We start from the raw sequence: 26624 nt of genomic DNA, 5'->3' as shown, positions 1-26624 counted from the left end.
ACCGACGGACTCTTTTGAATCGCATCTGCATTTGCGACGTTCGAGGCATTGCAGGAATTGTTTTTCTCTGGATATTCCGCATGCAATTAGAAGTACGCGTTGTGAAACGAGCCGGATGAATCGCCTCCAGGGGCATTAGCGATTGGCGCACTCCCAATTCGCCATATTCATGCATGAGGCGGACCCGGCCGCCGCGCGTGACTGCCGCGCGAATTGGCCGCGAAGCTCTCAGTTCATCAATCCGCGGTGCGGCCCAGAAACGCCGGGCCGCCGAGGAGTATAGATACCATGGTAAAAATTCTCAATGGCGTTCGCGTCCTGGAACAAGGAACATTTATAACCGGCCCAGCGGCGGGTATGCTGCTAGGCGACCTCGGTGCCGACGTCGTCAAGATCGAGCAACCGCACACGGGTGATCCGTTCAGGGCCTTCAAAGGCGGTCTTTATAGTCCGCACTATCAGACATATAACCGCAATAAGCGCAGCGTCACGCTGAATACTAAGAATCCGGAGGACCTGGAAGTATTCGACGAATTGATCCGGAATGCTGATGTGTATATCCAGAATTTTCGTCCGGGTGCCGCGGATCGCTTGAACGCTGGCTCGGCGCGGCTTCAGAAAATCAATCCGCGCCTCATCTATTGCTCGATCAGCGGCTTCGGTTCGACAGGCCCTGCTGCTGGCCGTCCTGCATACGATTCGGTCGCCCAGGCTGCAAGTGGCTTTCTTGGCCTGTTGATCAATCCGGAAAATCCACGCGTCGTTGGGCCGGCAATCGCCGATTCGCTGACGGGCTTCTATGCAGCGTACGGCATTCTTGGCGCACTCCACGAACGCAACGCGACAGGGCTCGGACGACAGGTCGAGGTGTCGATGCTCGAAGCGATGTCGCATTTCAACCTCGACGCGTTTACGCACTACTATTCGGCTGGCGAAGTTATGGGCCCCTATTCCCGTCCCAGTGTCTCGCAATCGTATGTGATGAAATGCGCCGATGGAAAGTGGCTCGCGCTGCACATGTCCTCGCCGGATAAGTTCTGGCGAGGGCTTGCCGAGGCTATCGAGCGGCCCGCGCTGTTTCAGGATCCCCGCTTTTCCGATCGCACCGGGCGTATCGCCCATCAGGCCGATCTCATTGAAATTCTGTCGCAGATCTTTGCCGCGCGCGATCGTGACGACTGGTGTCGTCGCCTCGAATCGCAGGATGTGCCGCATGCACCCATGTACGACTCGAGCGAGGCGCTGGAGGATCCACAGGCGAAGCATCTCGAACTGCTGGTATCGGCCCGCCACAGGACGATGGGAGAATTTCGCACCGTCCGGCCGCCAGTCAGCTTCGACGGCCAGATCACCCGGGACGTCGTGCCTCCTCCAACGCTCGGCGAGCATGACGAAGAGGTCCTTGGCCCGATCCGCAGGCAGCTGCAAGCAAAACGCCTGGTCGAACCGACCTGAAGCCAGCGGCCGTTACACACCGGAATCCAGCTACGAAATGAGCCGCACGCTTTACGACAGAATCTTTGACGCCCATACGGTTCGGTGCGAATCGGACGGAACCACGCTGCTTTACATCGACCGTCATCTCGTGAACGAGGTAACGAGCCCGCAGGCGTTCGAGTCGCTTCGTCTGGAAGGCAGGCGGGTTTGGCGACCCGGTTCGAATTTGGCCGTTGCCGATCACAACGTGCCGACGACCGATCGGGCCGCTGGCATTGCCGAAACGGTCGCCCGGATCCAGGTCGAAACGCTTCGCGAGAACTGCGACCTGAACCGGATTCGGCACTTCGGCATGAACGATCCGCGCCAGGGCATCGTCCATGTCGTCGGGCCCGAATCAGGCGTCACATTGCCCGGCATGACGATTGTGTGCGGCGATTCCCATACCAGCACGCATGGCGCGCTGGGCGCACTGGCGTTCGGCATCGGCGCGTCGGAGATCGAACACGTCCTTGCAACTCAAACATTGCTCACCCATCGCAGCAAGACGATGCGCGTAACGATCAACGGTGCGATTCCCTTCGGCAGTAGCGCAAAGGATGTTGCGCTCGCGTTCATTGGACGTATCGGCACGGCCGGAGCAACGGGCTACGCGATTGAATTCGCGGGCGCCGTGATCGACTCACTATCGATGGAGGGGCGCATGACGCTGTGCAACATGTCAATCGAAGCTGGCGCGAGAGCGGGCTTGGTCGCGGTAGACGACACGACGCTGAGGTATTGCCGCGAACGCGCGCTCGCACCCAAAGGCACCGACTGGGAACGAGCCTGCGAGGCTTGGCGCACGCTGCACTCGGACGTCGACGCACAGTTTGATGCTGAGATCGTCATGGAAGCCTCAGCGATCGTACCTCAGGTGACTTGGGGCACCTCGCCGGAGATGGTGGCGGACGTGACGGCATGCGTGCCCGATCCGGCCGCCGTCGATGACCCGGCCCGACGGGCCGGATATGAACAGGCATTGCGATACATGGATCTTCAACCCGGCAGAAAAATAACCGATATCGCCGTGGACAAGATATTCATCGGGTCGTGCACCAATGGCCGGATCGAAGATTTACGAGCCGCCGCCGACGTGTTGCGACGCCTGGACAGGCCCATCGCATCCAATATCCGGCTCGCGATGGCAGTGCCGGGATCGAGTGCGGTGAAGCGGCAAGCCGAACATGAACGGCTTGATCGCGTCTTCGTCAATGCCGGATTCGAGTGGCGCGAAGCCGGTTGCTCGATGTGCCTCGGCATGAATCCGGATCGACTCGAACCAGGCGAACGTGTGGCGTCGACGTCGAACCGGAACTTCGAGGGGCGGCAAGGCGCGGGCGGGCGATCGCACCTTGTGAGCCCCGCCATGGCAGCGGCGGCGGCCGTCGCCGGCCATTTCGTCGACGTTCGGCAATATGGCCTTGGGAGCATCGATTGATCATGGAACCTTTCATCACCCACGAGGGGCTCGTTGTTCCGCTCAATCGCGACAACGTCGATACCGACGCGATCATGCCCAAGCAATTCATGAAAACGACCTCGCGTATCGGTTTGGGCCCGTATGTATTCGACGAATGGCGCTTTAAGGATGCCGGCTATTACGGCAAGCCGCCCGAAGCACGCGTACCGAATCCTTGCTTCATGCTTAATCTGCCGCGCTACCAAGGGGCGTCGATATTGCTCTCGGGCCGGAATTTCGGCTGTGGAAGCTCGCGTGAACATGCGGTTTGGGCGCTTCGGCAGGCAGGGTTTCGTGCCTTGATTGCCCGCAGTTTTGCCGACATATTCCATAACAACTGCTGCAAGAACGGTCTGCTGCCGGTAGCGCTGTCCGATGCCGATATCGAACGTCTCCTCCACTCGATCGAAACGTCCGAATCATATCGTCTGACCGTCGATCTCCGGGCTCAAACACTGCGCACGCCAGAAGGCGTCGACATGTACTTCGATATTGCGCCGTCGCTGAAGGAGCGCCTGCTTCGGGGCATTGAGGAAGTCGGGGCCACTCTCGCCCATGCGGACGAAATAGCCCGATTCGAAAGTGTGCATCTGAACAGGCACCCATGGTTGTAGGCCATTTCCGCTGGCATTCGTTGTCGTTCAGACGCGGCAATTGTAGGTCGACATAACCGAATGATCTGCTGGAGTTACCGCTGCCGGGCTCTGATCCCGGCAGTTCGACTCAATCACACTCGCGGACTTCCGACTCGATTTTTTACGTGCGAATCTTGATGTCCGCGTAAGGCCCGACGCCTACCAATCAGAAATAGTGCGCCATTCCGACCTCCACGCTTCGAATATTCTGACCGCCCACCGGTAGCCCTTGGGGGTTATAAATCGTCTCGCTCGGCCATAACCCGAACGATGTCGATGCTCCGTTGTGCAGTTGCGCAAACGACGTAAACAGTATGGTTCGCTTCGACAGCGGATAAAAATATCCGATGGCAAATACACTGGCCTTCGTATCATGATCGTGCGTCATCTGGCGTGCGCTGTACGAACTCACGATTCTTGACGTGCCAACCGGGATAGTGAGTCCGACCATATATCCATTGACATCGTTGAATCCACTGAGTTGATTCTTCAACAGGTAGCCACTCGCCTTGAACCACGGAAACGTATAAGCCACACCCATCGTCATGGTCGTGTTCGAGCGCGGGTTTGCACTTACGCCCAATGACGAAGCATTGACGTAACTGCGCTCGTAGCTGAATCCCGCATATAACGGCTTCTTATCGTAGGCCAGTGACGAAGAAAACATCTGTCCTAGCCTGCTCTGGTCGCCCGTCTGGCCGCTTGGCGCAAACATGACCCGAGCTGTTATCGCACCCGCAATCAATGGTGAAATATACTCAATTGCGTTATTCTGTGTCGGAATAAATCCTCGGATCGTATTTCGTGGTGGGACCTGCTGCATCAGATTGTAGATCGCTCCGTTATTGGCCCGGCCATACGGATCGACACTAAAAGACAGCCACAGCGCCGGCGTATAAATACTGCCGAGCATCAACGTGCCGAGTGTTTTGCTCGAAAGCCCTACATAGGCTTCCCGTGGGAACAGCGTATTGGGAACGATCAGCGATCCGTTGGCAAGACTGAACCAGCTCTCCAGCTTGAAAATCGCCGATACCTCGTTGCCCAGGTCCTCCTTGCCTTGCAGCCCGAAAAACGACGACTCGTTTGTCAAGTAAGTCGCCGATTTACCCGGACTTTTGGGCGCCGACGAAAAGTGCGTAAAATCGACCGCAGTTTGCGCAAGACCATATAACGTTATACCGGATTGAGCGCACGCCAGCTCCGGAACCGCCAATGCGAGAAATAATCCAAACCTTTTTGCGACTTTTTTGTATTTTATATTCATTGGGTGCCCTGCTTTAATAATATGTATCCGGAACCGATAGAAACGGCGAAAACGAGGTTTTCGTCGGAAATACAACCTGGCTATTACAGAGGGAGTCTGGAAGGCGCGGGAAAACGAGATTCCTCGCGCACCATCCGGTCAGCACACACAGCTCGTCACGTCCGCCGCTCGAGTCACAGCGGGACGTATGTTTCTTTCACGTTCGCTTGCGGAACTGAAATTGCACCTTGCCGTCTCGAATCGGCATCCAGTCGATGGAATCGTCCCCTACTTCCTTCTCGATAGCCCGGTTGAGTTTCGCGTTCATAGCCAGCAACAGCTCACCGTTTTGACGAGGAGAAAGCGCGAGATTTTTCATCTCGTCTGGATCACGTTGAAGGTCAAAAAGCTCGATATCGTTATTTTTGAAAAGAGCTTCGAGCGTTGCTGGCTGGTTGAAATTCAACAGGGAAAAGTAACGGCTAAATCGATAGCATCCATCGAACACACTGCGGATCGCACCGCGCAACTGGAAGTCGAGCGTCAACTCCCGCATTTTCTGATGCAGTTCGTCCGGCGACAGGCCCCGATCTTCCAGCGCCTTGAGTTCCCCATGAAGCCATTCACTGTCGTAGTAAACAAACATTGCGTAGTTGAACAACGCGGTCTCGCGGATCGCATCAATTTTCGCGGTCGGAGCATCCGTCAGAAGTGGGACAACGTTGGTTCCCACCACCGCGGAGCCCGCGATGCGCGATACGCTGATCGGATCCAGGCCGGTGAGACCGACCAGCGTCGGCGCAATGTCCACGTGTGAAGTAAGCGCCTCGCATTTCGTTCCACCCGGATAGGCCGGATGACGGATGATGAACGGCACGTGGTTCTGCTGGCGATACGTGCTTGCGCCCTTTCCGATCATCTGGTGTGCCCCCACGTGATCGCCGTGGTCTGAAGTAAAAACAACGATGGTATTTTCCGTCAGGCCGAGCGAATCCAGTGTCCGCAAAAGGCGGGTGACCTGTTCGTCGCAGTCGCGAATACAGTTGAAATAGTAGTTCTGATATACCCGGATTCTTTCGTCGGTAAATGGAAAGGCACCCACGATATCGCCGTGCGCCTTGATGAAAGTCCCGTGTGCCGGCGGACGTCCTTTTTCATCGAAAGGTTGGCGGATCGAGTTGGCAAGCGGTACATTTCCCCAGTTGGCGCTATAAATGCCGTCGTTGGGAGGTCTACGATTGACAAGAAACGGTTTGGGCGTGTTCTGCAAATTCGACCCAAGTGGGTCCGTGTTAACAAACATCGCATCATGCGGGTTGACGAGATTAACCGCCAGAAACCACGGTTTCTTCTGACGCTGCAATTCGACTCCCTTACTCCGCATCCAGCTTACCGCCGACTCCGTCGTAATGCCGTCGTAGTCATATCCTCCGCGGGCATATCCGATAAGATCACCAACGCCGAAATAATCGTTAAAGCCATACTGCTTCATGGTCTTGTTATAGTCAAAGACAGGAGCTGTGTACTGACTCTCAGTCTTCTCCATGTTCCCACCGAGATGCCACTTGCCGAGATAAGCCGTGTAGTACCCTGCGTCAGTCAGCATATGGCCGATGGTCCGGATGTTCGTCGACAAATCCGGCTGCCATGGCAGATTTGCATTGTCGAATACGCCGGTATGTTGAATGTGCTGCCCTGTGTAGATCGTTGATCGGGACGGAGAGCAAACGCACGACGCTATCTGGTGATTCGTAAACGTGATGCCGCTGCGCTTCAGCTCCTCACGGCCGGGAACGGGAAAAGGCCATTCATTGAAATAGCGTTCCTGGTCGGTCAGAATGAAAAGGATGTTGTAGCCGGCCGGCGCGACCGACGGTGCTCTTTTCACCGCTGCGCCGGTGGACGCGGTGGTAGTTGCCGCATCCTCGACTGCGTTTGCAGTCGACGGCCTGATCATTCCGTTTGCAATGATCGTCGCCCCGGCCAATTTCAGAAAGTTACGCCGCGATTGGGTATCGTCGCTAGCGCTGTCCCCGATCGGTCCGTTATCAGTATCCTGCATGACAGCCTGTCTCCTATATGTTTTCTGTTTTCCCACGGCTCTCTGGCTAAGTGGTGTTCGCTCGCCGCATCGATTGCGAATACCGCCGCTGCGGTTCCGATCCCGACAAGATCGGTTATCAGCCCTCGTCGGAGAGCGGTTTGCCGCGACTAGTCAGGCCTGCGCCCGTTCCTGCTGCATCAATGCTTCGAGCTTGCGGCGCCCACGAACAGAATGACCGTCCGCTCTGAGCAATAGCTCTGTCGGCGCGGCCTCGCGCTTCGCCAGCAGTTGTTCGATGGCTTCAGAGGCCTCGACGTCCTGCATGATCACCGACGTGAACACCGACGTCATGGTGTCAGTGACGGAGGTATCGTCACGAGCGAATGTGCGCGAATAGGCGATGAAGTAATTCGTCTTGTCACGCGTGGCAGGCGTGACCATGTGATGAACACGATACATACCGAGAACATTCGGATTTCCGTCAGTGCCGAGCGTGTCGAGAGTTCCGATCGTGCCGGGCTTCATGAAAATTTCCCAAGCTACGTGCAGACCCGGGGCGTAGTAGTCGATCAGGACTTCGCGGTCGATGTTTCCGTTGTATCCGAGGACTTCAGCGAAGAAACCCGTAATCGAATCATTCGAAATCCGGCGCGTTCCGCGCAGAAAACGCGGACCATCGATGATCTGCACGTCCGTACCGGCAACGGCCTGCGTGCCAATCGTGCCGGCATGGAGATAGCTCAGATGGGAAATGTCCATCAGGTTCTCGTTGAGCAGTTGGTAGCGCGAATTCAACATCACCGTGAATCCCTGCGTGGCGAGCCAGCCTTCCTTTTCCAGCCGAATTTCCTCATGATCGGGAATGAGCGCGGGATCGGCCTTGTCGGGTTCGCCGGTCCAGATCCACAGCAGCTTCCATTTTTCGATCAACGGATAGGCGCGCAGTTTGCAGCCCGACGGAATGGCCGCCTGCGACGGAATACGAACACATGTGCCGTCCGGCGCGAAGGTGATGCCGTGATAGCCACACTCGAGGTCGTCGCCGCGCAACACACCCTTTGACATCGGGAAATTGCGGTGCGGGCAGCGGCCGTCCAATGCGACCGGCAGACCCGTTTCGGTGCGATAAAGCACGACAGGCTCGCCAAGGATCCAGCGCTCGAGTGGTGTTCGTGACACTTCGTCGCTCCAGGCGGCGACATACCATTGTCCGCGCGCGTAATCGCAATCGTCATCCTTGAAGGGATACATCTGTTTGTCTCCTGTATGAATCTCGTCAAAACGGGTAATCAGCCGGTCTCCCCGACACTCGCTGATGGGTCTTTCCACACTCGTCGCGCAAAAGCGGCAAGCTCGTGATTGAAGCGCGCGGGTTGATCGATAAAAGGCGCATGGCCGGTATGCGGATAAAGCGATACTTCGACGTCGGGCAGCACGCTCGCAAGCCGTCCGGTGAGACAGGGCAACACAATCGGATCAAGCTCACCGTGAGTGACCAGTGCGGGCACTGCCAGGGTCGCGAGAAGTTCGTCGTAGTCCAGCACGCGCTCACGCAGCCAGCGTCGCGTTTCGGGCGTAGTCTGGCGCACGACGCGCAGCATCGCCGCCAGGTCCTCTTCGCTTGCGCCGGGTCCCAGCGCCGCGTGTACAAGCGCCCGTTCGGCGGCGCTCGCCACCGAGGCCTCGTGCGCGCACATATCGGCGAGCCACGCGTGACCGGGACCGATCGCCGCGGGCACGGCAAGTGTGGCGGCCGCGACGTAATTGACGCCGCTCAAGCGCGAGCAACCGTAATGACGGATGAAGTCGTTGATCATCCGGCCCGCGTAGGACCACGCCACCACCACGGCACGCCCGATCGAACACGCATCGATGAGCGCCGCGAGATCGTCTGCCCAGGCACGGCCCTGTGCATAACTCGACGCGTGCGCCGGGCGCCCGGATTGCCCATGACCGCGCAGATCTGGCACGATCAGACGGCATTGTCGCTGCAAAACGGGGTCGCACCATTGGCGTAGCCAGATCGTGTGATCGAATGAAAAGCCGTGAAGCAGCACCACCGGTATGCCATCGGGGACCCCTCCCACCCAGTAGGCAAGCTGGCATCCGTCGCTGGACGTGACGATATGCCGGGCGCCGTAAGGGTCACCAGCCACGACCGTGGTGGTCATATTCGGCGTCGAAACTGTTTGCATGAAGATGCCCGCTTTATTCAGGTCGGGAATTTATAGATCCACGATCAGCGATGCCGACCGTGCCCGAGAGCAACACGGCGTGAACCGGTCGTTTTGCGCCTGTTCTTCCGGAAGCAGAAACATGTCGCGGTGATCCGGTATTCCTCCGAGCACGCGAGTGACGCACGTACCACACACGCCCTGCTCACACGACAGCGCTATCTCGATACCCGCTTGCGCGAGCGCCTGGGCGGCGCTTACACCCGAAGGCACGTGAACCGTCGTGCCGGTGCGCGCGAGATGGAGATCGAATGGCTCACTGTCGCTATCGGTATGCGAGACTGGCGCAAACCGCTCGATATGCACATCGTCTTCCGCCCAGCCTCGCTCGCGCGCCGCAAGCAGTGTCTTCTCGATGAATCCCTCGGGACCGCACACATACAATTGCGCGTCCATGCTCAAGTTCGCAAGCAGATGCGTGATCGCCTCGTTGCTGCTTCCACTGGACTCGCTCACGTGAAGGTGCGCACGTCCGTCAAACGGCGGCGACGATAACGCGACCTGAAAAGCTGCCCGCGACCGCGAACGGCAGAAGTAGTGCAATTCGAACGATGCGCCGATGCTTGCCAGGTGCCTCGCCATGCACAACAGAGGCGTAATTCCGATACCGCCCGCGATCAACACGCTATGAGCGGCGCCCAGGCGAAGCGTGAAATTGTTGCGCGGCTCGCCGATGCTGATGACATCGCCTTCGTTCACGGATTCGTGCATCGCCTGCGATCCACCGCGCGAGGCCGGGTCGCGCAACACGCCAATCACATATCGATGGGTCTCGGCGGCGTCGTTGCACAACGAGTACTGCCGGATCGGACCGCCCGGCACGAAAACGTCGATGTGAGCGCCGGGTGAAAACCTGGGCAACGGCTCGCCTCCCGGTCGCACAAGTTCGAATGAATAGATATCGGTGGCTTCAAGACGCTTACTTGCCACCCTGACAAAGAGTGTTCCCGCGGTCATACGATTGTCTCTACACTGACTGTCTGATGAAATGACGCATTTGCCCGCGGACGGCACGAATAGCCCCGGCGGCATAGCCGCTTCAGGAACAGTCACGGCACCAGATTCGCGGCATACGCGTCGGACTTGCAGGACAACCCGGAGTCAGCTTACCCAGCCAGCACCCCGAGTGGTGTTGTTGGTTGCAACGTCATCTTCGTTAAGCCAGGCGTCGAGCATTGCGTGCGCCGTCCGTTCCGCTTCCTGCATCAACTTGCCTGTCACCGGTACAAGCGTGGTCAGCTCGACCTGCATCCCATTCGGGTCGTGGAAATAGATCGAATAGCAGTAGCCATGATCCGTCTCAAACGCGGAGATGCCCTCGTCGGCCAGTTTTTTCTTGAAGTACTGAACCGTCTCCATGCCGCCAACGGTCAGCGCGATATGATGCGAGAACGGATTCACGTTCTGGAACCGGTTGACGGATTGTTCCAGGCTTGCCTCGGGGGATTTGAATTGAAAGAAAGCGAGGCAACTGCCGTCGCCCAACTCAAAAAAGGTATGCACGTAATTGTCCGGCTTTCCCGTCACGGGGTTGACGCGCTCGACCCACGTCCCCACCAGAGGTAGCTCGAGGATGTCCTCGTAGAAGTGGCGTGTCGCCGCCATGTCACGCGCCATATACGCGTGATGATGAAGCTTGCCCACGCGACTGCGCGCGCGACGCTGCGCGCTCTGTGCGGTGTACTCCTCGAGTGTTTCCTTGACCTGCATGGTCGTCTCCTATTTGGTGTTACGAAAGAACGGTGAGCCGGGATTGAGGCAAGGTTACGCGCAGGGTTGCGATGAGTGAAATGGTTTTTTGAATGCGAAATTGATCGATGTGATCGATAGATGGATGAAGCGGACGGCATTGCGCAACAAACCCGGAACAGTACGACACGAAGGGAGCAAGGGTTAACGCGATCACGCGCCGCTTGGTCCGTTGCTCGGCCGGCTGGGTATGTCGTTTACTTTCTGATGTATGTGAAGGACAATCGCGAAAAAATATCAGATGGCTTCTATCGATCATTCGTTGCATCAATAGCAGATAAAAACGATGGACTGAAGAACATATGGAACTGAGACATCTTCGTTACTTCACCGCTCTCGCCGAGCAGCTCAACTTCACCCAGGCTGCGGAAAAGGTCCACGTGACGCAGTCGACCCTCTCTCATCAGATCAAGCAACTCGAAGACGAACTGGGATGCCGCCTGTTCGATCGTTCCGGCAAGCGCGTGCTGATAACCGAGGCGGGTGCGCTCTTTCTTGAACATATCCGCAACGCGCTTCGAGAGGTCGACGAAGGGGTATGGACGATCAGAAAGAGCGCCGATATCCTGACGGGAGAGATCCGGATGGGCGCCACGCATACTTTCAATATGCGGATCATCCCGAATTGCGTATCGATTTTTCTCGAGCAGCATCCGTCAGTCAGGGTGAGTGTGAGGGAATTGTCAGGCGACGATATCGCACAAAACCTGATCGATGGCGAGCTGGACTTCGGCGTTGCCTATCAACCGCGCAATCTCGATGCGCTTCGTTTCGAACCCTTGTATAACGAAGAAATGGTGCTCGCTGTAAGTACCCGCCATCCCTTTGCGCGGCGTCGTTTCGTGCGAATGGTGGAACTCCATCTGCAAAAGGTCGTGCTTCTGTCGAAAACATTCACCACGCGCGCAGTGATCGATGAATGCTTTCGAATGGCCAACGCAGACCCGGTCGTGGTTGCGGAAATGAGCGCCATTGCGCCGATGATCGAACTGGTAAGTTCGACTTCGATCGCGACGATCGTATCCGAGCATGCGATTCAGCGCGACGATGTACGTGCCATTCCCCTGGAAAGCCCCACACCGGTGCGTACGCCGGGCTTCCTATGGCGACGCAACGAAACGCGCAGTGCGGCAGCCCGCCACTTCGCCGCCATCGTTCGCAATATGACGGAGGAAGCGAACGGTCGTAAAGGTGCCCGTCGGCGTCAGGCGTCTCGTTAAGCGGGTTGCTTCGTTCGAGCACGAAGCGGTCACTTCTACCCCATTGTTTTGGCGCGAGCGCACTTCGCACTCTCTGCACTTCAGGCTCTGACGCCGCCGAAACGCGGTTCGGTCTCACACTCGCGATGCGACACGCCACAGCTCGAGCGAATTTTTCGTCTCGTCCCAGCGCTGCGGTTGCGTCAGAGGTACGACGATGTGAATCCGCTTGCCACGGCTTGTTTTGGGAAGAGCGCCAACCGGCCTCGTCCGGCACCAGTCTGAAGAGCGGGTCGCCTCGCGCATTGCGCTCCACGGCAATGCTGGTCGGGATATGTGGTCGAACTCCATTGCTGGAACGCCGTCACGCTCGACCTCGGCCACCGGGACCGCATTATCTCTGACGCATTGCCGGTGGCTGTCGCCCGAGGTGAAAGCGTCCTGGTTGCCTTTCTGCCCGGACCGGCGATGCGCCGCACTGCCCACCTGCATGCCGGTGAAGCCCAGACCGACGCCCGCGACGCCGCAAACATCACCGAGGCGGCCCGTTCGATGCCGCCCCCGAAGATCAACGTGAGTGACTTCACTCGCTTCTGTCACGGATTGTCGAAGATCTGGCCAGAAGCATCGAACCTCGCTTCTTGGCCGAACTACTGGGCAAAAAAATTCGCACCACATCCTTCGAATTCATTCAGTGCATTCGATCGCCTGCGCTCGACAAGCGCGATGTTGTTCCTCAACTCTTCAAGCCGTCCGCTGACGCGCCGCTCGCGAACGCACGGACAGTAGTAAGGCGACTACATCTCGACCGTGTTCGCCGCCTTAAACAACACTTCGAGGTTCGCAACCTGACTGCTCCCGGTGAAGCGCCTGATCAGAATAAGGCAAGCTAACGCCGCCTAGGTTCGAAAAGTCATTCCGTGGTCCAATTGCGACCAGCGTGCCTGGATCAGGATGTAATCGGAAGCCTGTTAGAACTGTTATTTCACAAAAGTCCCACGCAGGCGCATCAATTCGCGGTGCAATTCCGAATGCTTTTCAAAAGGAGCCCTACCATGCAACCAGAAATAGTTATTAACAATAACCAAATCACCGACCGGCAAACTCACCTCTCTCGTAGCAGTCGACTTCTCCATCGAGTGGGACATGTCATTTAAAAAACGTGCTTCGTGTATGGACCGAGGCTGTATGAACTGGTCAATATAGGACATTGACAGACCGAATTCGGAGTGAAAAAAAATAGGACGCTCGACAGGCACGCTTACATTCTTCGAACTTGGTGCTTTGTAGACAAAGGGCAAACCCCCCATCCCGTGAAAGGCAAACTCGTCGCGTTCCTTCCAGTCGTCAAGATGCATGAGGCGCGACTCCCCCCCGGTCGCGTTGGTCTCCTCAAACTTCATCATCAGCAACCAATGCGTCTCTTCCTCGACATAGGTGCCGTCGGTATGTAAGGTGAGCGGCCGATAGGCCTGACGCAGATACGAGTCGCTCGCGTCGGTATGCTTGACTAGAAAGCGGGCGTAAAACGTGCCAGACATCGCGTCGTAGTTGCTCGGTCCGAGCAGATGACCCACAGCGGTCCCGAACTTTACCAGGTCATCACTGTTGGATGTAACTTTTTGCAACCCGACGGTGAAGCCGCCACTCATGCGATCTCGCGCAATCCGACGGATTGCCAACCCGAAATTACCTCCGAGTGCACGGTCCAGTTCGTAGGCCAGAAGGAATCGCGTAAGCGGTACATATTCAAGATTCTGTACATTGAGGTGCCTCACCGCTTCGAAGAAGCTTCCGAGCGCGCTTACGTCAAGGTCCATCTTGCGAAGCCTGTCGTGCTGCGGATGAGGATTGACGCTGAAAAGATCGTGGGTGAAACTCATTGCGACAGATGTATTCATCTTTTTCTCCAAGTGTAGTTCGTCGATATTTCACGTCAGACGCGTGATTGAATAAACTGAAAATTTCGAACTTTTTAATCGGAGACTCCGAACAAATGGACAGCCGTCAGTTGAAGGTCTTTGTGGCTCTCGCCGAGAATCTCCATTTTGCGAAAACCGCTGATCAGTTGAATATCGCTCAGTCAGCGCTGAGTGCTCACATAAGAAAGCTGGAGTCTGATCTCGGGGTACGACTTCTCAACCGAAACAAGCGCTCGACTGTAAGCCTCACTGACGCTGGTACGATGTTCCTGCATGAGGCAACGCTTGCTCTGCGCCAACTTGAACGTGCTGAATTGATGGGCAAGCTCGCGGCAAGAGGCGAGGTCGGGAGTATTTCCCTAGGATATATCGGTTCCGCAGTCTCCGCGGGAGTTCTCCCCAGAGTGCTAAAAACCTTTCGCGACCAGCATTCACACGTCGAAATGCACGTTTCCTGGATGGAAACACCAAGGCAGTTGGAAAGCCTGCGCGACGGCGGGCTAGACATCGGCCTGTTGCGTTCCAGGTCACAGTATCCAGACGGGGTCGCTGCGACTGTTTTGATGCGCGAACAACTTATGATTGCAGTGCGGACAAGTCACCCACTTGCCACATCGACGAGTGTACTTGCGCGCGATTTTCGCGAAGAGCCGTTCATCGTTCCGCAATTCAGCGAGAGTGAAGGATTCACAGACAACCTGGCCAATCTGGGACGCCGCGGAGGGTTTGACGCAGTGCCGCGACATCGTGTCGCAGATTTTATTTCCGGCCTTTGCATGGCAGCCGCCGGTTACGGTGTGGTTCTCGCCCCACAGTCCATGAGTTCCCTAGCTCCGGCGGGAGTGACATTCCGAAAGGTGGAAGATCTCAACGAGGACGTCGAACTCGCTCTCGCCTTCAGGACGCGAGATCGAGCTCCATGTGTCAGGAAATTCATTGAATGCGCTTTGTCGCTCTACTCTCCAAAGCTACCCTGAAAAAGATGCTCAGTCTGTTCGATCTTCGCGAGCGCAATTGCCGTGGTCGTAGCGTGTTTGATTGTCAGCGACGGCATTGCGAAGCAGGAGCGGACACCAGTTCCGAAGCCTACGATCCCGCGATGGACGACGTGCGGAAGCACCCTGGCAGCCGGGTGGACGCGGCAGCCATCGCACCCGCCCGGCTATTGTGACAAAAGACGGATAGTAATGTGCCGATGTCGCAGTGAATGCGGCTGCGCGACACCATCTCGACGAGTGGCCCCAAGCCAGACCGGCAGCCTCCGCCCAATGGAGCCGCTCGCCTCAAGCAAGATCAACCCTCTTCCGGGCCGAACGGTGACGGCTGATTTTCAGACTTCCATCGCTGCTCGGCGGCTGTATTTGCGCGAGGCGGGTGGATACCGTCAATCAGCCATAGCTCTCGAGGTGTTTCGCCGATGTGCAGTTCGTAGTGGTATCCGCGGTCACGAACGAATGGTGCAATCGCTTCATCGGCCCTTTTCAGCCAATTGGTAGTCCGCTCGGCGTCGCTCGACATATGTCGCGCAAAGTGGTCGAGCCGGATCCTAACGAAGTCGTCACGCTTCTGTCCTCCCATAAAAAAAGAATCTTTCGGTTGTTCATGAAACAGGACCCCCACGTAAAAACGGGGAAGGACGTAATACATATCCGTGATGCGCTTGGCCATCTCCTGCTTCTCTTCCGCCGTGTAAGCGTCAACGGGGTGATAAATATTCCACAATGGCATGTTGCTCGTCCTCCTTTGATGAATACCAGCCCTCTCTCCTAAGATTGCTCCTCAGTTTGCCCAATGGCAACGTCACAATCCCCCAAAAAGCCTGGCGATTGAAAACATGGTGTGCGCCCGCGCGTCGACGGAATCCGCTAACCGCATTTCGCCCCACTGGAGGTGAGCGCTTCACTACAAATCGCTCCCGCAAACTTTTATATTTCTACAATTGATATTTACTTCATTTCCGCCTGTTCACATAAGTTGCCATGCCAACTTTCCGGCACTGAAAGCGAAGCTCGCGATTTTCACCGACAGTCGAGACACTTCTGGAGACATCGCGCGGTCGCAGCCCGCGCCTTAAAACTTAACCTGTAATCCCGTCGTGATGACGAGTTGACGATTCGAGTTCGAGGGCTGCAGTCCGACCTGGGCCACAGCCGGCTTGCCGGTCGAATCGATACCGCTCGCCTGCTGCGCAGCAGCGATCAGATAGATGTTCGTGGTCTTGGAGAGAAAATAGTCAACGCCGAGGTTCAACTGCGTGTAATTGGCCCCCCCATTCGGCAAGACTGCAGTCGCACGCGTATAGTGGAACGCGGCGGCCAGTTGCAGCGCGGGCGTCGCCTGATATACGACGTTCAGTTCGCCGGTATTGAAAAGAGCCGATCCTCTGAAACGCTGCTGCACCGGCGTAAGTCCAGTCACCGGCACTTGTCCAAGTCCGCCAAACCGCGTATTGCTGTATATCAGATTGAAAGTAACAGCTTTGATCGTGTAGGCCGCAGCCGCAGCGAATATCTGCTGGGACGCCGCGGACGCGTATCCGGAAAATATCGGCGAAAGCGGCGTCGAAAAGTTGTTGCCCGTCGGACTCGAACTAACATTGCTACCAAAGAAAGAGAAGTTTGGCTGCTTTGCATAAAAGTATCCAGCCGCGGCCGCGAATGGCCCATGCGCATACCGTGCAGCGATTGTGTAAATGCTATTTTTCGAGAAATCCCCCGGCACACCTCCCAGACTATATTGAGCGGCATATCGGAAGCCGGCATAGTCTGGGCTTTGATAAGTGACTGCATTGTTGATGCGGTAGAGAGGATCAAGATTGTCGAGATTACCAGGGTGCGCGCCATATCCCGCGCCAGCGGCGGCCCACATATTTGCCGATTCGAATCTGCCCACAAAAAGCGAAATGGGAGCATACTGGCGGCCCAAGGCGATGGATCCGAGGTTTGCAGACCTCATGCCGACAAACACCTGTCGTCCAAAAAACGTATTACCGACTCCAATCGCTCCTGTACCGAGATTAAACCCCGACTCCGCAGTGAAGAAGGCATAGACACCGCCCCCAAGATCCTCTTCTCCTTTCAGGCCCCATCGGTTTCCGCTTAGCGCGCCCTGGTCGAACTTGTAGAGGTGCGACCCACCTGCGTTCGAAATGTAAGTCAACCCGGCATTGACGAGGCCGTAGAGCGTAACGCTGCTCTGCGCGTAGGCAGAACCGCCCGACAGCCCCGCGACCGCTATGGTCACAAATATCTTTCTCATCGAATCGTCTCCAGTCGTGTCAGATCTATTTATTGTTTTAACTATGCGAAGCCATGTGCCGTCAACAAATGCTCAATCGAGCTGCGCGACGCGTTCAGCGCGATTGACGATGCTGTCGTGTGCCTGATTGCCCGGCGTTAACCGGACGAAGTGCACGTCGCCCGCGTAGCCGAACGCGCCGCGGTCCCGGTATCGGGAGCTGACCTGAATACGTCGGTCACATCCGACATCAAGCCCTTCGCCGGTGAGACGCGCGATCGTGGGCGACATATCGATTTCGCTTGCGCGAATCGTGCCGTTCAGGACCAAAGTGCCGACACCGCGTCGTTCGCCGCGCGCCTCGTGCTGCAATACGACAACATTTTGTCCCGGCCGCAACTTATCGGTTGAAATCTCGCTCTGGCGCTGCCCAACGTTGTAGATCAGGAAGAGCCGCGATTCCTGCACGTAGAGGCTAAGGCCGCCAAACGTATTGCCGAATGCCACCAGCACGCCCTCCTGCCCGGGCTGATAGCTAAAGTGACACTCGATCCGGTAGTCGCGATCCGCGATCAACGGCGAGATAACCACGGCGGGAGTCGTCGACGAGCCGCGATAGAAAGTTCGTGGCTGGGAGATACGCTGCTCGAGAAACGGAGGAATGGCGAGCAGCCGCCGGTTATCACGGTTATCGAGCGGGTAGACCAAGTTTGCCTGAGCATCAGCTTCGAATTCCGCCAGCAGTTCGGCGACGACATCCGGATAGCGTGCTGACAGATCTTCGCATTCCGTCGGGTCACGCTCGAGGTCGAACAGCATCCAGTTATCGAGATCGAACTGTGCACCCGGCGGCTGCAGCGATACGATTTTCCATTGATCACGTATGTAACCCCGATTGCCTTCCAGTTCATAGTGCTGGCTTCGCCTTGCGGAAAGTGCTTCAACGTGCGTAAGCATCCGGGCAAACGATAAGCCGTCGATCAGGCGGGTCGCGCGTCCCTTGAACGAAGCGGGATAGGTTATTCCCGCCGACGCGAGGATCGTAGGCAACGTATCGGTGACGTGGATCCAGTCGCGACGGATTCCACCTGGCTCGCTAACGCGTGCCGGCCAGTGCATCACGTACGGTACCCTGATCCCACCGTTCATCGGCGTGCGCTTGTAGAAACGAAACGGGGTATTTGAAACGTTCCCCCAACCCACCGGATAAGCGCTATAGGAATCGATGCCACCCAGCCTGCCATCCTTGAACATTTGTTCGGCCAGACCAGCCGGCTCGGACCGGTTGATCCGCTTCTCGAAGATGTTGGCGGCGCCGTCGCGGCCTCCGATCGAAGTCGCGCCGTTGTCCGAGGTAATGACGATCAGCGTGTTGTCTATCTGCCCCGCGTCGCGGAGGAATGCGACCAGCCGGCCCACGTTCTGATCGATGTTGTCAACGATCGCGGCATACAGCCGCATGTAGCGCTCATTGAGCTGGCGCTGTGCGGGGGTTAGGTCGTCCCATACCGGAATGTCATTGCCGCGCGGCGACAGACGCCAATCGTCGGGAACAGTCCCGTTTTCTCGCTGCCTGACAAAGCGCGCTTCGCGCAAGCGATCCCAACCTTGTGCATAGACGTGTTTGTAGCGCTCGACGTCTTCCGGCTTTGCATGCAACGGAACATGTGGGGCGTTGTGAGCGAGGTAAAGGAAGAACGGCTTGTCAGGCGTGCTGCCGATATGATCCTTCAGCCATCCAATCGATTTGTCGGTCCAGTCATCGCTGCAATAGTAGTCGGCTGGATAGGTGTCGGTATCCACAAATGTATTGCCATCGATAAGCTGGCCGGGCGCGAAATAGTTCGTTTCGGCCGACAGAAATCCGTAGAAACGATCGAAACCTCGTTGCAGTGGCCATGACTCGCGATCGCCGGAAGCCATCACGTTGTAGTCAGCTGTGTTGTGCCACTTTCCCACAGCGTAAGTTGCGTATCCGTTTTCTCGCAGTACCTCCGCCATAGTCGGCACGTCTTGCGCAATTTCGCCCGCGCGATAGCCTGGATAGCCTGGATCATTATGAGTGAGCCATCCACAGCCCACCGAATGCGGATTGCATCCTGTCAAAAGTGCCGCGCGCGCTGGCGTGCACATCGGCACTGTCGTGTAGTTCACGAATCTCAGGCCGCCCTCTGCTAGCGCGTCGATATTTGGTGTACGGATCTCGCTGCCATAGCAGCCGAAATCGGAAAATCCCAAGTCGTCCAGCAAAATCACAACGACGTTTGGTGCACCATCCGGCGCGGTCTTGCGCGGAGGCCACCACGGCTCCGAGTCGCGCAGCGTCTTGCCGACACGACCGCCCCCGTATGGCTTTGAGTCTGATTTCTGCGTCATGGTAGAAACTCCAACATTTTTCTGAAAAATGAGCTCATTGGCATCAGGCAAGAATCAGATCAGCCGCTTTCTCTCCGATCATGATTGACGCCGCGTTGGTATTCGACGATGGCATTGTCGGCATGATTGAAGAGTCCACGACACGCAGACACTCGACTCCGTGCACTTTCAGCCCTGAATCGACCACCGCCATTGCGTCGCGGCCCATCTTGCAGGTGCCGATGGGATGCCACGACGTCTGTCCCGCTTCCTGGATGTACTTCAGCAATTCCGCGTCCGACTGAATATGTGGTCCCGGCCGCGTCTCCTTGACTATGAAACGGGACAAGCCGGGCTGCTGGGCAATCGTTCTCGCGAGCCGGATGGCATCGAGCATCGCATCGTTATCCTCCGGTGCCGACAGGTAAGCCGGATCGATCGTAGGCTGCGCATGTGGGTCGGTACTCGCAATATGAAGCGCACCGCGAGACGCCGGTCTCAACTGGAAAAAACCAAGCGAAAAACCCGAGAAAGAGTCTAGTCCGTAATTCCTGGCTCGCGCGAACCGGCTCCTCGCACTTAGATGATGGAGCTGTATCTTCACCGCCGGCCGATCCTGTTCTTGCCGGGTTTTTGCGAGCGCATGTGCCGTCGCCGACGGTGTCGTCATCATCCCGGAGCGGGTGGTGAGGTAACGCATACCCATCATCATCGTCCTGAGCCGGCTGTTGATCGTGTCGTTCAACGTGATCGGTTTCGTGCACTCGTAAGTGAGACGGCATTGCAGATGATCGATCAGGTTCTCCCCCACGCCCGGCAGATGACGAATCACGTTGATGCCAAAACGATTTAAGATGTCGGCATTTCCGATGCCCGATAGCTCAAGCAACTGCGGCGACTTGATCGGTCCCGCGCTGATGATGACCTCCCGGTTGGCGAACACCTGTTGTTTCTGCCCATTGCACAGGTACTCGATACCAATCGCACGCGTGCCATTAAAGAGCACACGTGTTGCAGTCGCCTCGGTGCGGAGTTCGAGATTCGCGGGGCTTTTGCCGCGCAAATAGCCTGCGGCCGTGCCGCTCCGTTCGCCGCGACGCGTGGACAACTGTAGATAAGCCGCGCCTTCGTATTGCATACCGTTGTAGTCGGACGTAGCCGGAATTCCCGCGCTTTGACACGCGGAGAGAAAGCCAGCCGGTAGTTCGTGCCGCATTGATTCGAGCGACGTGACTGAAATTGGGCCGTTGCGGCCGCGCATATCATCACGACCGACAAGCGTCGACTCTAGTCGCCTGAAGTAAGGCAACACATCCGCGTAGCCCCAACCGACGTTGCCGAGATCTCGCCAATGATCGAATTCGTCCGGCTCGCCTCTCACGTAGATCATTCCATTTACCGAACTAGATCCCCCCGGCATCTTCCCGCGTGGCCAATACACATCTTGACCGTTCAGGAAAGCCTGGCCAACCGTGCGAAAAGGCCACACGTAGCGTGGATCGTTCAGTAGGCGGGCAATGCCGATAGGCACCCGCACCCAGAAGTCCCGATCACGCGCCTCACCTGCCTCCAGCAGCAATACGCGCCCGGCATCGCGCTCGGCAAGCCGGGTTGCGACCGTCGCGCCGGCGGAGCCGGCACCAATCACAATGAAGTCATACGAAGAATTCATTTAGCCGGCGCTCCTCAGCCACGTGCCCAACGCTTCGGCCTCCCGCCCCATTCGTTGGAACTGCTGGTCAGGCATCTCGGTCTGTGGGTTATGAGCACCGAATCTCGCGGAACCGGGTTCGATCAGCAATTCGTAAAACACCGGACCTTCTTCATTCAAGGATGTATCGAGCACCTGCCCCAATTGTTCGACGGTCGATATCTGGAAAGCGCGCCGGTAACCTGTTGCCAGCGCGAGTGCGCAAAAATCGACCTTGCCGTCGCGGAGCGTACGGAGATTGACTAACCCCGCAAATTGGCAACCGTTGTTGACCACGAAATGATGAAAACGCAGGGGTGCCTGGTCGGCAACCGATGCCAGGCTGCCGAGCTGCATCAATAGACTCGCGTCCCCGTCGACAACGATGACCCGCTTCGATGGATTGCCAATCGCGAGCCCCAAACCAAGACAGGATGCACCGCCCATTAGAGGCACCGAGTTGATGCGAGCGCTATTCGCCGCTAGCGAATCGAATGCCAGCATCGCTCCCATCGTCGCTACGAGAATGGCGCCGTCACGACGCTGCTCGATGACTTCACATGCTTCGAGTATGTTCATTGAAGAACTCCTTAGTGCCAGGCTATAGGCGCGCCAACGATACAGACCACTGCGCTTCGCTTCTCCTGCGCGATGCCATAGGCCCGCTCCAGACTCGCCAGATCAACCTCGCAGTCGACGCGGAGGTGATCGACTCCCAACGCATCAAGAACAGGTTCGACGAGCCGCACGACATTGCGTGTCGATTGCGCCGGGTCCTTGCCGATATTGGCCAGTTCGCGCCCAAACTGCCCGACCATCAACACAGTCGGAATCCTCGCATCGAGCGCGATCGCTCGTATGGTGTTCACGCATGCGTACAGACCTTGGTTCTGAACCAGTACGATGGGCCTCTTTCCGCTGATCGTCAGCCCCGCCGCACATACCATCGCCTGATCCTCGTTGCTCGTTGTGATGACCTTGATTCCCGGTATCCCATCATCAAGCCGTCGATGCACTGCCCATTGAACCCAGTCGGGAACCGTGACGACATGGTCAATCCCGGTGTTTTTAAATGCATCGAGGTACGCTGATGCACCGATGCTGAATCTCGGATCTAGCATTGAAATCTCCTGATACCTTGATAAATTGTCGCTTCTCCAACATTCAATGTTGGAGTAACTAAAACATTAGCGAGCAGGGGGGACGCTCGCTGCGCTACCGCGCTTCGGCTAGCGCGCGCATTCGGGGACGAGCGGGCTATCTGGCGACGAGAGCTTCTGCTGAGAGCGCTCCGGATGGAGCACGAAGAAGCCGATGAGCCCCGCCACGACGAGGAGTACACCGTTTATTACATAGCCCGTTTCATATCCGTTTGCGGACGAGAATGTCGCGGACTGGATCATCCAGCCAGTCACCATCGGCGCCACGATGCCTGCCAGCGACGCGATCGAGGTATTCAAAGCGAGCATGCTGGCGCGTTGCGAAGGCCCGCTCACCTTGGCGATCATCGCGTGACCCAGCGACCGCATCACATCCGAGAAGCCGGCAGCGATGCCGATGATCCACACTTTTTCCATCGGGCTGTAATCGAACATTGTCAGCGAGCAGAACACGAGGCCGGCGAACGTCATAGAGCAACCGGCGAGAATCGCACGCGCCAGTCGGGATGAAGCGCCCTTCATCAACAGGCGTTGCGATAACCAGGACAGCGCCAGATTGGTGGGAATACCCAATAGAACCACGAGAGAAAACAGATGTCCTGCAGTCTGGGGAGCAAAGCCGAGGCCTTTTTGCAAATACGTTGGTAGCCATGTAAAGGTCAGTCCGAGGCTCCAGTACGAGGTGAAGTTCATTAGAAACACCCCGACGACCGTTCGATCCATCAACAGCCGGAAATAGGAAACACGGCGATTTTTATCTGCCATCTCCCGTGAATCGGCGCTCATCTCGACTCGGCCCTCTGCTCCATACCTGAGCCACAGGAACGCCCATATCAGGCTCGCCGCGCCAAGCATCAGAAAGTTAGTGCGCCATCCGAGATGAAGCGTCACGTACGGGAATATCAAACCCGCGAGTAGTAAGCCAATTGGCGCGCCTGAGAAAATAAACGAGATAGGCAGATTGCGCTGCCGATCGGGATACCATTTGTAGCAAGCATGAGCCGCCACGGGCGCGGTCGGGCCTTCACCGGCGCCGAGAAGCATACGCGCCACGACGATCCCGACAACGGAAGTCGATACTGCCATCAATGGCTGCGCGACCGACCATATCAGAGCTAGCACGAACAGAACCACTTTCGAACGAACACGGTTCGCAATAAATCCGCCAATGACACCCGAGATGGCAAATAACCAGAAGAAGCTTCCCGAAATCACGCCGAACTGCCACGGCGTGATCTTGTATTCGCTGATGATCGGAACTGCAACCATCCCGAGGGCGACTTTGTCGAGGAAGTTGATTAGCATGAGGAAAAACAGGAAGACCGAAATTACACTAGCTGTTTTCCCAACGTTATGGCTCACTTGCATTCATTTACTCCCGGAACAGTGAGCGCAGCAAAAGCATGTTCGCGTGACAGCGATTCTTCGCGCTATCTAATTGTGTGCATGCGATGACTGCTGGATACGGAGTCGACACGGCGTCGCGGATGCGACACCTCTACCCAATTAATCAGTCAGTGCCCGGCCGCCTCCGCGGCTCGACGATCGGTCGAATCCAGATCACCGGGAACTTAGGCATCCAATCGGTGGGACGCCACTTCATGATGGAACCAGTATAGGTACGCGGGGATAAGCCAATCTGTCATCCATACGACAGAACGGCACTGTGACGCCTAGGGGTTTCCCCTCTTATTCAACGGGCGTTTGAATATCGGCTTTTATTCGGCCCACAGATCCAGAGACGAGAGATTTTGCAGCGCTGTGTAATCGACAACTTCGATTCGTGAATACGAAGTCGAGATCACGCCCATCCGCCTAAACTCACTCATTTGCCGGTTGACGCACTGTCGCGATACGCCGACCAGAGCCGCGAATTCTTCTTGAGAAAGACGCAACTCGATTCGCACTGTATTGCCCCGCTGAACCCCGTACGCAGGCAGCAAAGACAGCAGAGTACGCGCGACCCTGACCCGTACGGGAGCGATTGCATTGGCCGCGGCGTCGTCATATCGTGCCCGGGAACGCGTGCAGAGGAGCCTCAGCAAGGCTTGCGCCAATCCTGGATCGGATGCAATGGCTTCCGAAAATGTCTTGCGAGGAATGAGCAATGCTGCAATCTCGCCATGGGCTTGCACGTCGTGAATCGCGCTGCCGCCGTCAATTATAGGAATGACGCCCAACAGTTGGCCCGGCGCAACATACCGCGCGATGAAGCGTTTTCCCTGAACGGTAAACATCCCAATCTCTATCGAGCCTTCAATTACGAAAATCAGAGACTGAACCTCGTACCCACGCGTCGCGAGGATTTCGCCATCAGCAAAACGCTTGATCTGGCCATGTTCGCAGAAAAGTTCGACTGTTTCGCCTGCGCAGCCGGCGAGCGCCGACGACTGAATCATCATTGATCTTGCTAGCGCGCGAAGTGAGAGCTTCTGCGATGTCTCGATAGTCACGGCGGCCTCCGCGCAATTAGATAGCGCGTGCCAGACCTTTTATTCCGTTAGGGGTTTTCACTAGCACGCGGACGAACAGCGATTCTGCATCTTACTCATGTCACATCTGAATGTGTATCAGCCGTAAACACTATCGGGCTTTACCAAGCTTTGACCCGATTTGCTTGATGCCTCGCCTCTGTGACTTGAGGCTCCAAGCCTGCTTGTGCACCGAATGACACACCACGAGCGATACCTGTCTCCGGAGCCACATGCCTCTCCATTTGTATTACGAGACGACGTTGCCCGACTCCCACAGAAGAGCTCTCGCCACGACATGATCGCCAGACTGAACGCAAAAAGGCGCAACGTCGCAATTGCTATCCGCGCGATACGCGTCCCTTTCTGTCGTCTCGATTAAAATCAATGTGATTCCGGTTACCATGCACTTGCAACCGTCAGCCGTCGGACCCTGCATGGGCGCCGCGATATCAGAGGGGTTTGAGGGATCTGCGGTGGGCCGCGTCTCTTGCCATTCCCTCGCGCCGGTATTCGCCTGTTTTCGAATCAATGACGATCGCGACTACCCATTCAAATCGAACTGCAACAGGCCCTGTCGTCATCGGCATGGCCATGGTCGCCTGAAGAAAAGCCAGCAGCGTCCCTGCTAGGGCGAGATCGGTGGACACTTCCTGCAGATGAGCTTGCTGACTATAAAGGAGACGGTGGTGGCAAGACCTGCGTATCGCCGTAGTCGCACATGTGCATCGAACACGGCTTATCTGCGCGGGGCACATCAAATAGAACGCAATCTTCCGGTCGCTGAGTGGACGCTTATACGCGGCTTGCCCACGCCGGCATTCGGCGTCGATCCGCATCCGGTAACAGGTCGCCGGGCTGCTATGCACCAGGCAGCTGAGCACGTAGGATCTTTGCAACAACTCCCGTGAAAAATCATCGGGCGGAAACGCAGATCACACTCGAATAACGACACGACCGATTCCAGAAATGCGACCTCCTTGCGCGGGCTGTACAGATCGCACACGCTAAGGCCCCGTTCGCCGCCGTAATCAACGCCATATCTCCAACAACTTTCGAAGTCGGCATGACCTTCACGATGTCATCGAGCGTGCATCCGCCGCTTGGGGTTACGGCGGATCAACGCGGGATGCGATGCCATTGATGGCGAGCTCGACGCAATGAACAGGCTGACTTCGCGGCGAATCGCTCGTGTCGAGCGTATGCAAATACTCAGGCGCACCGGTCTGCGCCTTCAGCACCATCACGAGCGCGACCGTGGTCGAAAGATGGAAATCCCCTGCCATGTCCGTGATACCAAACGCATGGAGGGGGTTTACACCAGTTTCGGCCGCCTGCAGTAGGAAAAAACGTGCACCGTTGTCGGCGTAATCGGTATCGCCGACAACAGCACGTTCTCTCGGCAGCATCTGAAACCGGAGTTTGGGCCGCATCCACGCGGTTGGCTTGCCGCCGCTCGACGTGCTCGAACGGCTCAAGCAGGACTCGCGCTAGGCGGCAATATCGCCGGCGGCAGCGATAAGGTAAAACGCGCTTCTAGCCAGCGGGGTTGGCAGCCGGCGCCGGAATTTAGGAGGTTGTTGCCCGAGGTGTGAGCCAAATACCTGCGTCGACGCTCTGGCCTCTTTGGTTGGGACCATTGCAGATCAACAAGCCTCCTGCACGGCGTCGCCGCATGGCGCTGGTGTGCAGGAATCTACCATGCCATCGGACTTCCCCCGCTTCCGGTCAGATCGGGAAAATA

At 56.9% G+C, this 26624-nt stretch carries 22 protein-coding genes and 1 pseudogene; 6 read left to right on the top strand and 17 right to left on the bottom strand.

What is annotated here, in order from left to right; all coding sequences use genetic code 11:
* The first annotated feature begins 288 nt into the window (after positions 1-288).
* From L0U82_RS36215 to leuD, 3 genes are read left to right on the top strand one after another with little or no spacing between them, the layout of a single operon-like run.
* A complete protein-coding gene (locus tag L0U82_RS36215) occupies positions 289-1455 on the top strand; it encodes a CaiB/BaiF CoA transferase family protein (protein WP_233838588.1) in 1167 nt (388 codons plus the stop codon).
* Between the two features lie 37 nt (positions 1456-1492).
* Positions 1493-2917, top strand: a complete 1425-nt coding sequence (gene leuC / locus L0U82_RS36210) for a 3-isopropylmalate dehydratase large subunit (protein WP_233838586.1) — start codon at positions 1493-1495, stop codon at positions 2915-2917.
* Positions 2918-2919: 2 nt separating this feature from the next.
* Entirely contained in the window at positions 2920-3552 is a 633-nt protein-coding gene (leuD, locus tag L0U82_RS36205) for a 3-isopropylmalate dehydratase small subunit (protein WP_233838584.1), read from the top strand.
* Positions 3553-3739: 187 nt separating this feature from the next.
* Here the strand turns inward: leuD and L0U82_RS36200 are convergent, their stop codons facing one another.
* From L0U82_RS36200 to L0U82_RS36175, 6 genes are all read right to left on the bottom strand, one after another.
* Entirely contained in the window at positions 3740-4840 is a 1101-nt protein-coding gene (locus tag L0U82_RS36200) for a porin (RefSeq protein WP_233838583.1), read from the bottom strand.
* A 196-nt stretch (positions 4841-5036) separates the two neighbouring features.
* Entirely contained in the window at positions 5037-6881 is a 1845-nt protein-coding gene (locus tag L0U82_RS36195) for a sulfatase-like hydrolase/transferase (RefSeq protein WP_233838581.1), read from the bottom strand.
* Positions 6882-7034: 153 nt separating this feature from the next.
* A complete protein-coding gene (locus L0U82_RS36190) occupies positions 7035-8114 on the bottom strand; it encodes an aromatic ring-hydroxylating dioxygenase subunit alpha (protein WP_233838580.1) in 1080 nt (359 codons plus the stop codon).
* A 38-nt stretch (positions 8115-8152) separates the two neighbouring features.
* Complete coding sequence (locus tag L0U82_RS36185; protein WP_233838578.1) at positions 8153-9058, bottom strand: alpha/beta fold hydrolase; 906 nt, start codon at positions 9056-9058, stop codon at positions 8153-8155.
* Between the two features lie 30 nt (positions 9059-9088).
* The gene (locus tag L0U82_RS36180; protein WP_326489793.1) at positions 9089-10150 is read right to left on the bottom strand and encodes a PDR/VanB family oxidoreductase; all 1062 of its coding nucleotides are present in this window, start codon (positions 10148-10150) and stop codon (positions 9089-9091) included.
* A gap of 48 nt (positions 10151-10198) precedes the next feature.
* Positions 10199-10807, bottom strand: coding sequence for a VOC family protein (locus L0U82_RS36175; protein ID WP_233838576.1), 609 nt, complete (start codon positions 10805-10807; stop codon positions 10199-10201).
* Positions 10808-11148: 341 nt separating this feature from the next.
* On the opposite strand from L0U82_RS36175, the gene L0U82_RS36170 reads away from it, so the two are divergent.
* Both L0U82_RS36170 and L0U82_RS36165 read left to right on the top strand, forming a co-directional pair.
* Entirely contained in the window at positions 11149-12066 is a 918-nt protein-coding gene (locus L0U82_RS36170) for a LysR substrate-binding domain-containing protein (protein ID WP_233838574.1), read from the top strand.
* A gap of 384 nt (positions 12067-12450) precedes the next feature.
* A pseudogene (locus tag L0U82_RS36165) lies at positions 12451-12603 on the top strand (IS110 family transposase); the annotation flags it as partial.
* 422 nt (positions 12604-13025) lie between these two features.
* Here the strand turns inward: L0U82_RS36165 and glaH are convergent.
* Complete coding sequence (gene glaH, locus L0U82_RS36160) at positions 13026-13946, bottom strand: glutarate dioxygenase GlaH (RefSeq protein ID WP_233838572.1); 921 nt, start codon at positions 13944-13946, stop codon at positions 13026-13028.
* A 47-nt stretch (positions 13947-13993) separates the two neighbouring features.
* On the opposite strand from glaH, the gene L0U82_RS36155 reads away from it, so the two are divergent.
* Positions 13994-14944, top strand: a complete 951-nt coding sequence (locus L0U82_RS36155; RefSeq protein ID WP_233838569.1) for a LysR family transcriptional regulator — start codon at positions 13994-13996, stop codon at positions 14942-14944.
* 316 nt (positions 14945-15260) lie between these two features.
* Here the strand turns inward: L0U82_RS36155 and L0U82_RS36150 are convergent, their stop codons facing one another.
* From L0U82_RS36150 to L0U82_RS36105, 10 genes are all read right to left on the bottom strand, one after another.
* Complete coding sequence (locus tag L0U82_RS36150) at positions 15261-15695, bottom strand: tautomerase family protein (protein WP_233838567.1); 435 nt, start codon at positions 15693-15695, stop codon at positions 15261-15263.
* Positions 15696-16037: 342 nt separating this feature from the next.
* Positions 16038-17225: a porin gene (locus L0U82_RS36145; RefSeq protein WP_233838565.1), complete on the bottom strand. Its 1188-nt coding sequence runs from the start codon at positions 17223-17225 to the stop codon at positions 16038-16040.
* A 72-nt stretch (positions 17226-17297) separates the two neighbouring features.
* Entirely contained in the window at positions 17298-19580 is a 2283-nt protein-coding gene (locus tag L0U82_RS36140) for a sulfatase-like hydrolase/transferase (protein ID WP_233838563.1), read from the bottom strand.
* A gap of 43 nt (positions 19581-19623) precedes the next feature.
* Positions 19624-21231 carry a GMC family oxidoreductase gene (locus L0U82_RS36135; RefSeq protein ID WP_233838562.1) on the bottom strand — a complete coding sequence of 536 codons (1608 nt, stop codon included), beginning with the start codon at positions 21229-21231 and terminating at the stop codon, positions 19624-19626.
* A complete protein-coding gene (locus tag L0U82_RS36130) occupies positions 21232-21828 on the bottom strand; it encodes a thiamine pyrophosphate-dependent enzyme (RefSeq protein ID WP_233838558.1) in 597 nt (198 codons plus the stop codon).
* 11 nt (positions 21829-21839) lie between these two features.
* Positions 21840-22370: a thiamine pyrophosphate-binding protein gene (locus L0U82_RS36125; protein ID WP_233838557.1), complete on the bottom strand. Its 531-nt coding sequence runs from the start codon at positions 22368-22370 to the stop codon at positions 21840-21842.
* Between the two features lie 108 nt (positions 22371-22478).
* Entirely contained in the window at positions 22479-23777 is a 1299-nt protein-coding gene (locus tag L0U82_RS36120) for an MFS transporter (RefSeq protein WP_233838556.1), read from the bottom strand.
* A 350-nt stretch (positions 23778-24127) separates the two neighbouring features.
* Positions 24128-24862, bottom strand: coding sequence for a Crp/Fnr family transcriptional regulator (locus L0U82_RS36115; protein WP_233838555.1), 735 nt, complete (start codon positions 24860-24862; stop codon positions 24128-24130).
* Between the two features lie 470 nt (positions 24863-25332).
* On the bottom strand, positions 25333-25530 hold the full coding sequence (locus L0U82_RS36110) for a hypothetical protein (protein WP_233838554.1): 198 nt from the start codon (positions 25528-25530) through the stop codon (positions 25333-25335).
* Positions 25531-25989: 459 nt separating this feature from the next.
* Positions 25990-26358, bottom strand: coding sequence for a hypothetical protein (locus L0U82_RS36105; RefSeq protein WP_233838553.1), 369 nt, complete (start codon positions 26356-26358; stop codon positions 25990-25992).
* Between the last annotated feature and the right edge of the window lie 266 nt (positions 26359-26624).

Origin of the sequence: Paraburkholderia sp. ZP32-5, assembly GCF_021390495.1 — a bacterium.
Lineage (GTDB): Bacteria > Pseudomonadota > Gammaproteobacteria > Burkholderiales > Burkholderiaceae > Paraburkholderia.
Note: the sequence above shows the minus strand (reverse complement) of the source record. Positions and strands in the feature narration are given on the sequence as shown.

What these genes read in the sequence shown, in the direction of transcription:
- L0U82_RS36215 (WP_233838588.1), top strand. Translation starts at nt 289, where the DNA reads ATGGTAAAAATTCTCAATGGCGTTCGCGTCCTGGAACAAGGAACATTT.
- leuC (WP_233838586.1), top strand. Translation starts at nt 1,493, where the DNA reads ATGAGCCGCACGCTTTACGACAGAATCTTTGACGCCCATACGGTTCGG.
- leuD (WP_233838584.1), top strand. Translation starts at nt 2,920, where the DNA reads ATGGAACCTTTCATCACCCACGAGGGGCTCGTTGTTCCGCTCAATCGC.
- L0U82_RS36200 (WP_233838583.1), bottom strand. Translation starts at nt 4,840, where the DNA reads ATGAATATAAAATACAAAAAAGTCGCAAAAAGGTTTGGATTATTTCTC.
- L0U82_RS36195 (WP_233838581.1), bottom strand. Translation starts at nt 6,881, where the DNA reads ATGCAGGATACTGATAACGGACCGATCGGGGACAGCGCTAGCGACGAT.
- L0U82_RS36190 (WP_233838580.1), bottom strand. Translation starts at nt 8,114, where the DNA reads ATGTATCCCTTCAAGGATGACGATTGCGATTACGCGCGCGGACAATGG.
- L0U82_RS36185 (WP_233838578.1), bottom strand. Translation starts at nt 9,058, where the DNA reads ATGCAAACAGTTTCGACGCCGAATATGACCACCACGGTCGTGGCTGGT.
- L0U82_RS36175 (WP_233838576.1), bottom strand. Translation starts at nt 10,807, where the DNA reads ATGCAGGTCAAGGAAACACTCGAGGAGTACACCGCACAGAGCGCGCAG.
- L0U82_RS36170 (WP_233838574.1), top strand. Translation starts at nt 11,149, where the DNA reads ATGGAACTGAGACATCTTCGTTACTTCACCGCTCTCGCCGAGCAGCTC.
- glaH (WP_233838572.1), bottom strand. Translation starts at nt 13,946, where the DNA reads ATGAATACATCTGTCGCAATGAGTTTCACCCACGATCTTTTCAGCGTC.
- L0U82_RS36150 (WP_233838567.1), bottom strand. Translation starts at nt 15,695, where the DNA reads ATGCCATTGTGGAATATTTATCACCCCGTTGACGCTTACACGGCGGAA.
- L0U82_RS36145 (WP_233838565.1), bottom strand. Translation starts at nt 17,225, where the DNA reads ATGAGAAAGATATTTGTGACCATAGCGGTCGCGGGGCTGTCGGGCGGT.
- L0U82_RS36140 (WP_233838563.1), bottom strand. Translation starts at nt 19,580, where the DNA reads ATGACGCAGAAATCAGACTCAAAGCCATACGGGGGCGGTCGTGTCGGC.
- L0U82_RS36135 (WP_233838562.1), bottom strand. Translation starts at nt 21,231, where the DNA reads ATGAATTCTTCGTATGACTTCATTGTGATTGGTGCCGGCTCCGCCGGC.
- L0U82_RS36130 (WP_233838558.1), bottom strand. Translation starts at nt 21,828, where the DNA reads ATGAACATACTCGAAGCATGTGAAGTCATCGAGCAGCGTCGTGACGGC.
- L0U82_RS36125 (WP_233838557.1), bottom strand. Translation starts at nt 22,370, where the DNA reads ATGCTAGATCCGAGATTCAGCATCGGTGCATCAGCGTACCTCGATGCA.
- L0U82_RS36120 (WP_233838556.1), bottom strand. Translation starts at nt 23,777, where the DNA reads ATGCAAGTGAGCCATAACGTTGGGAAAACAGCTAGTGTAATTTCGGTC.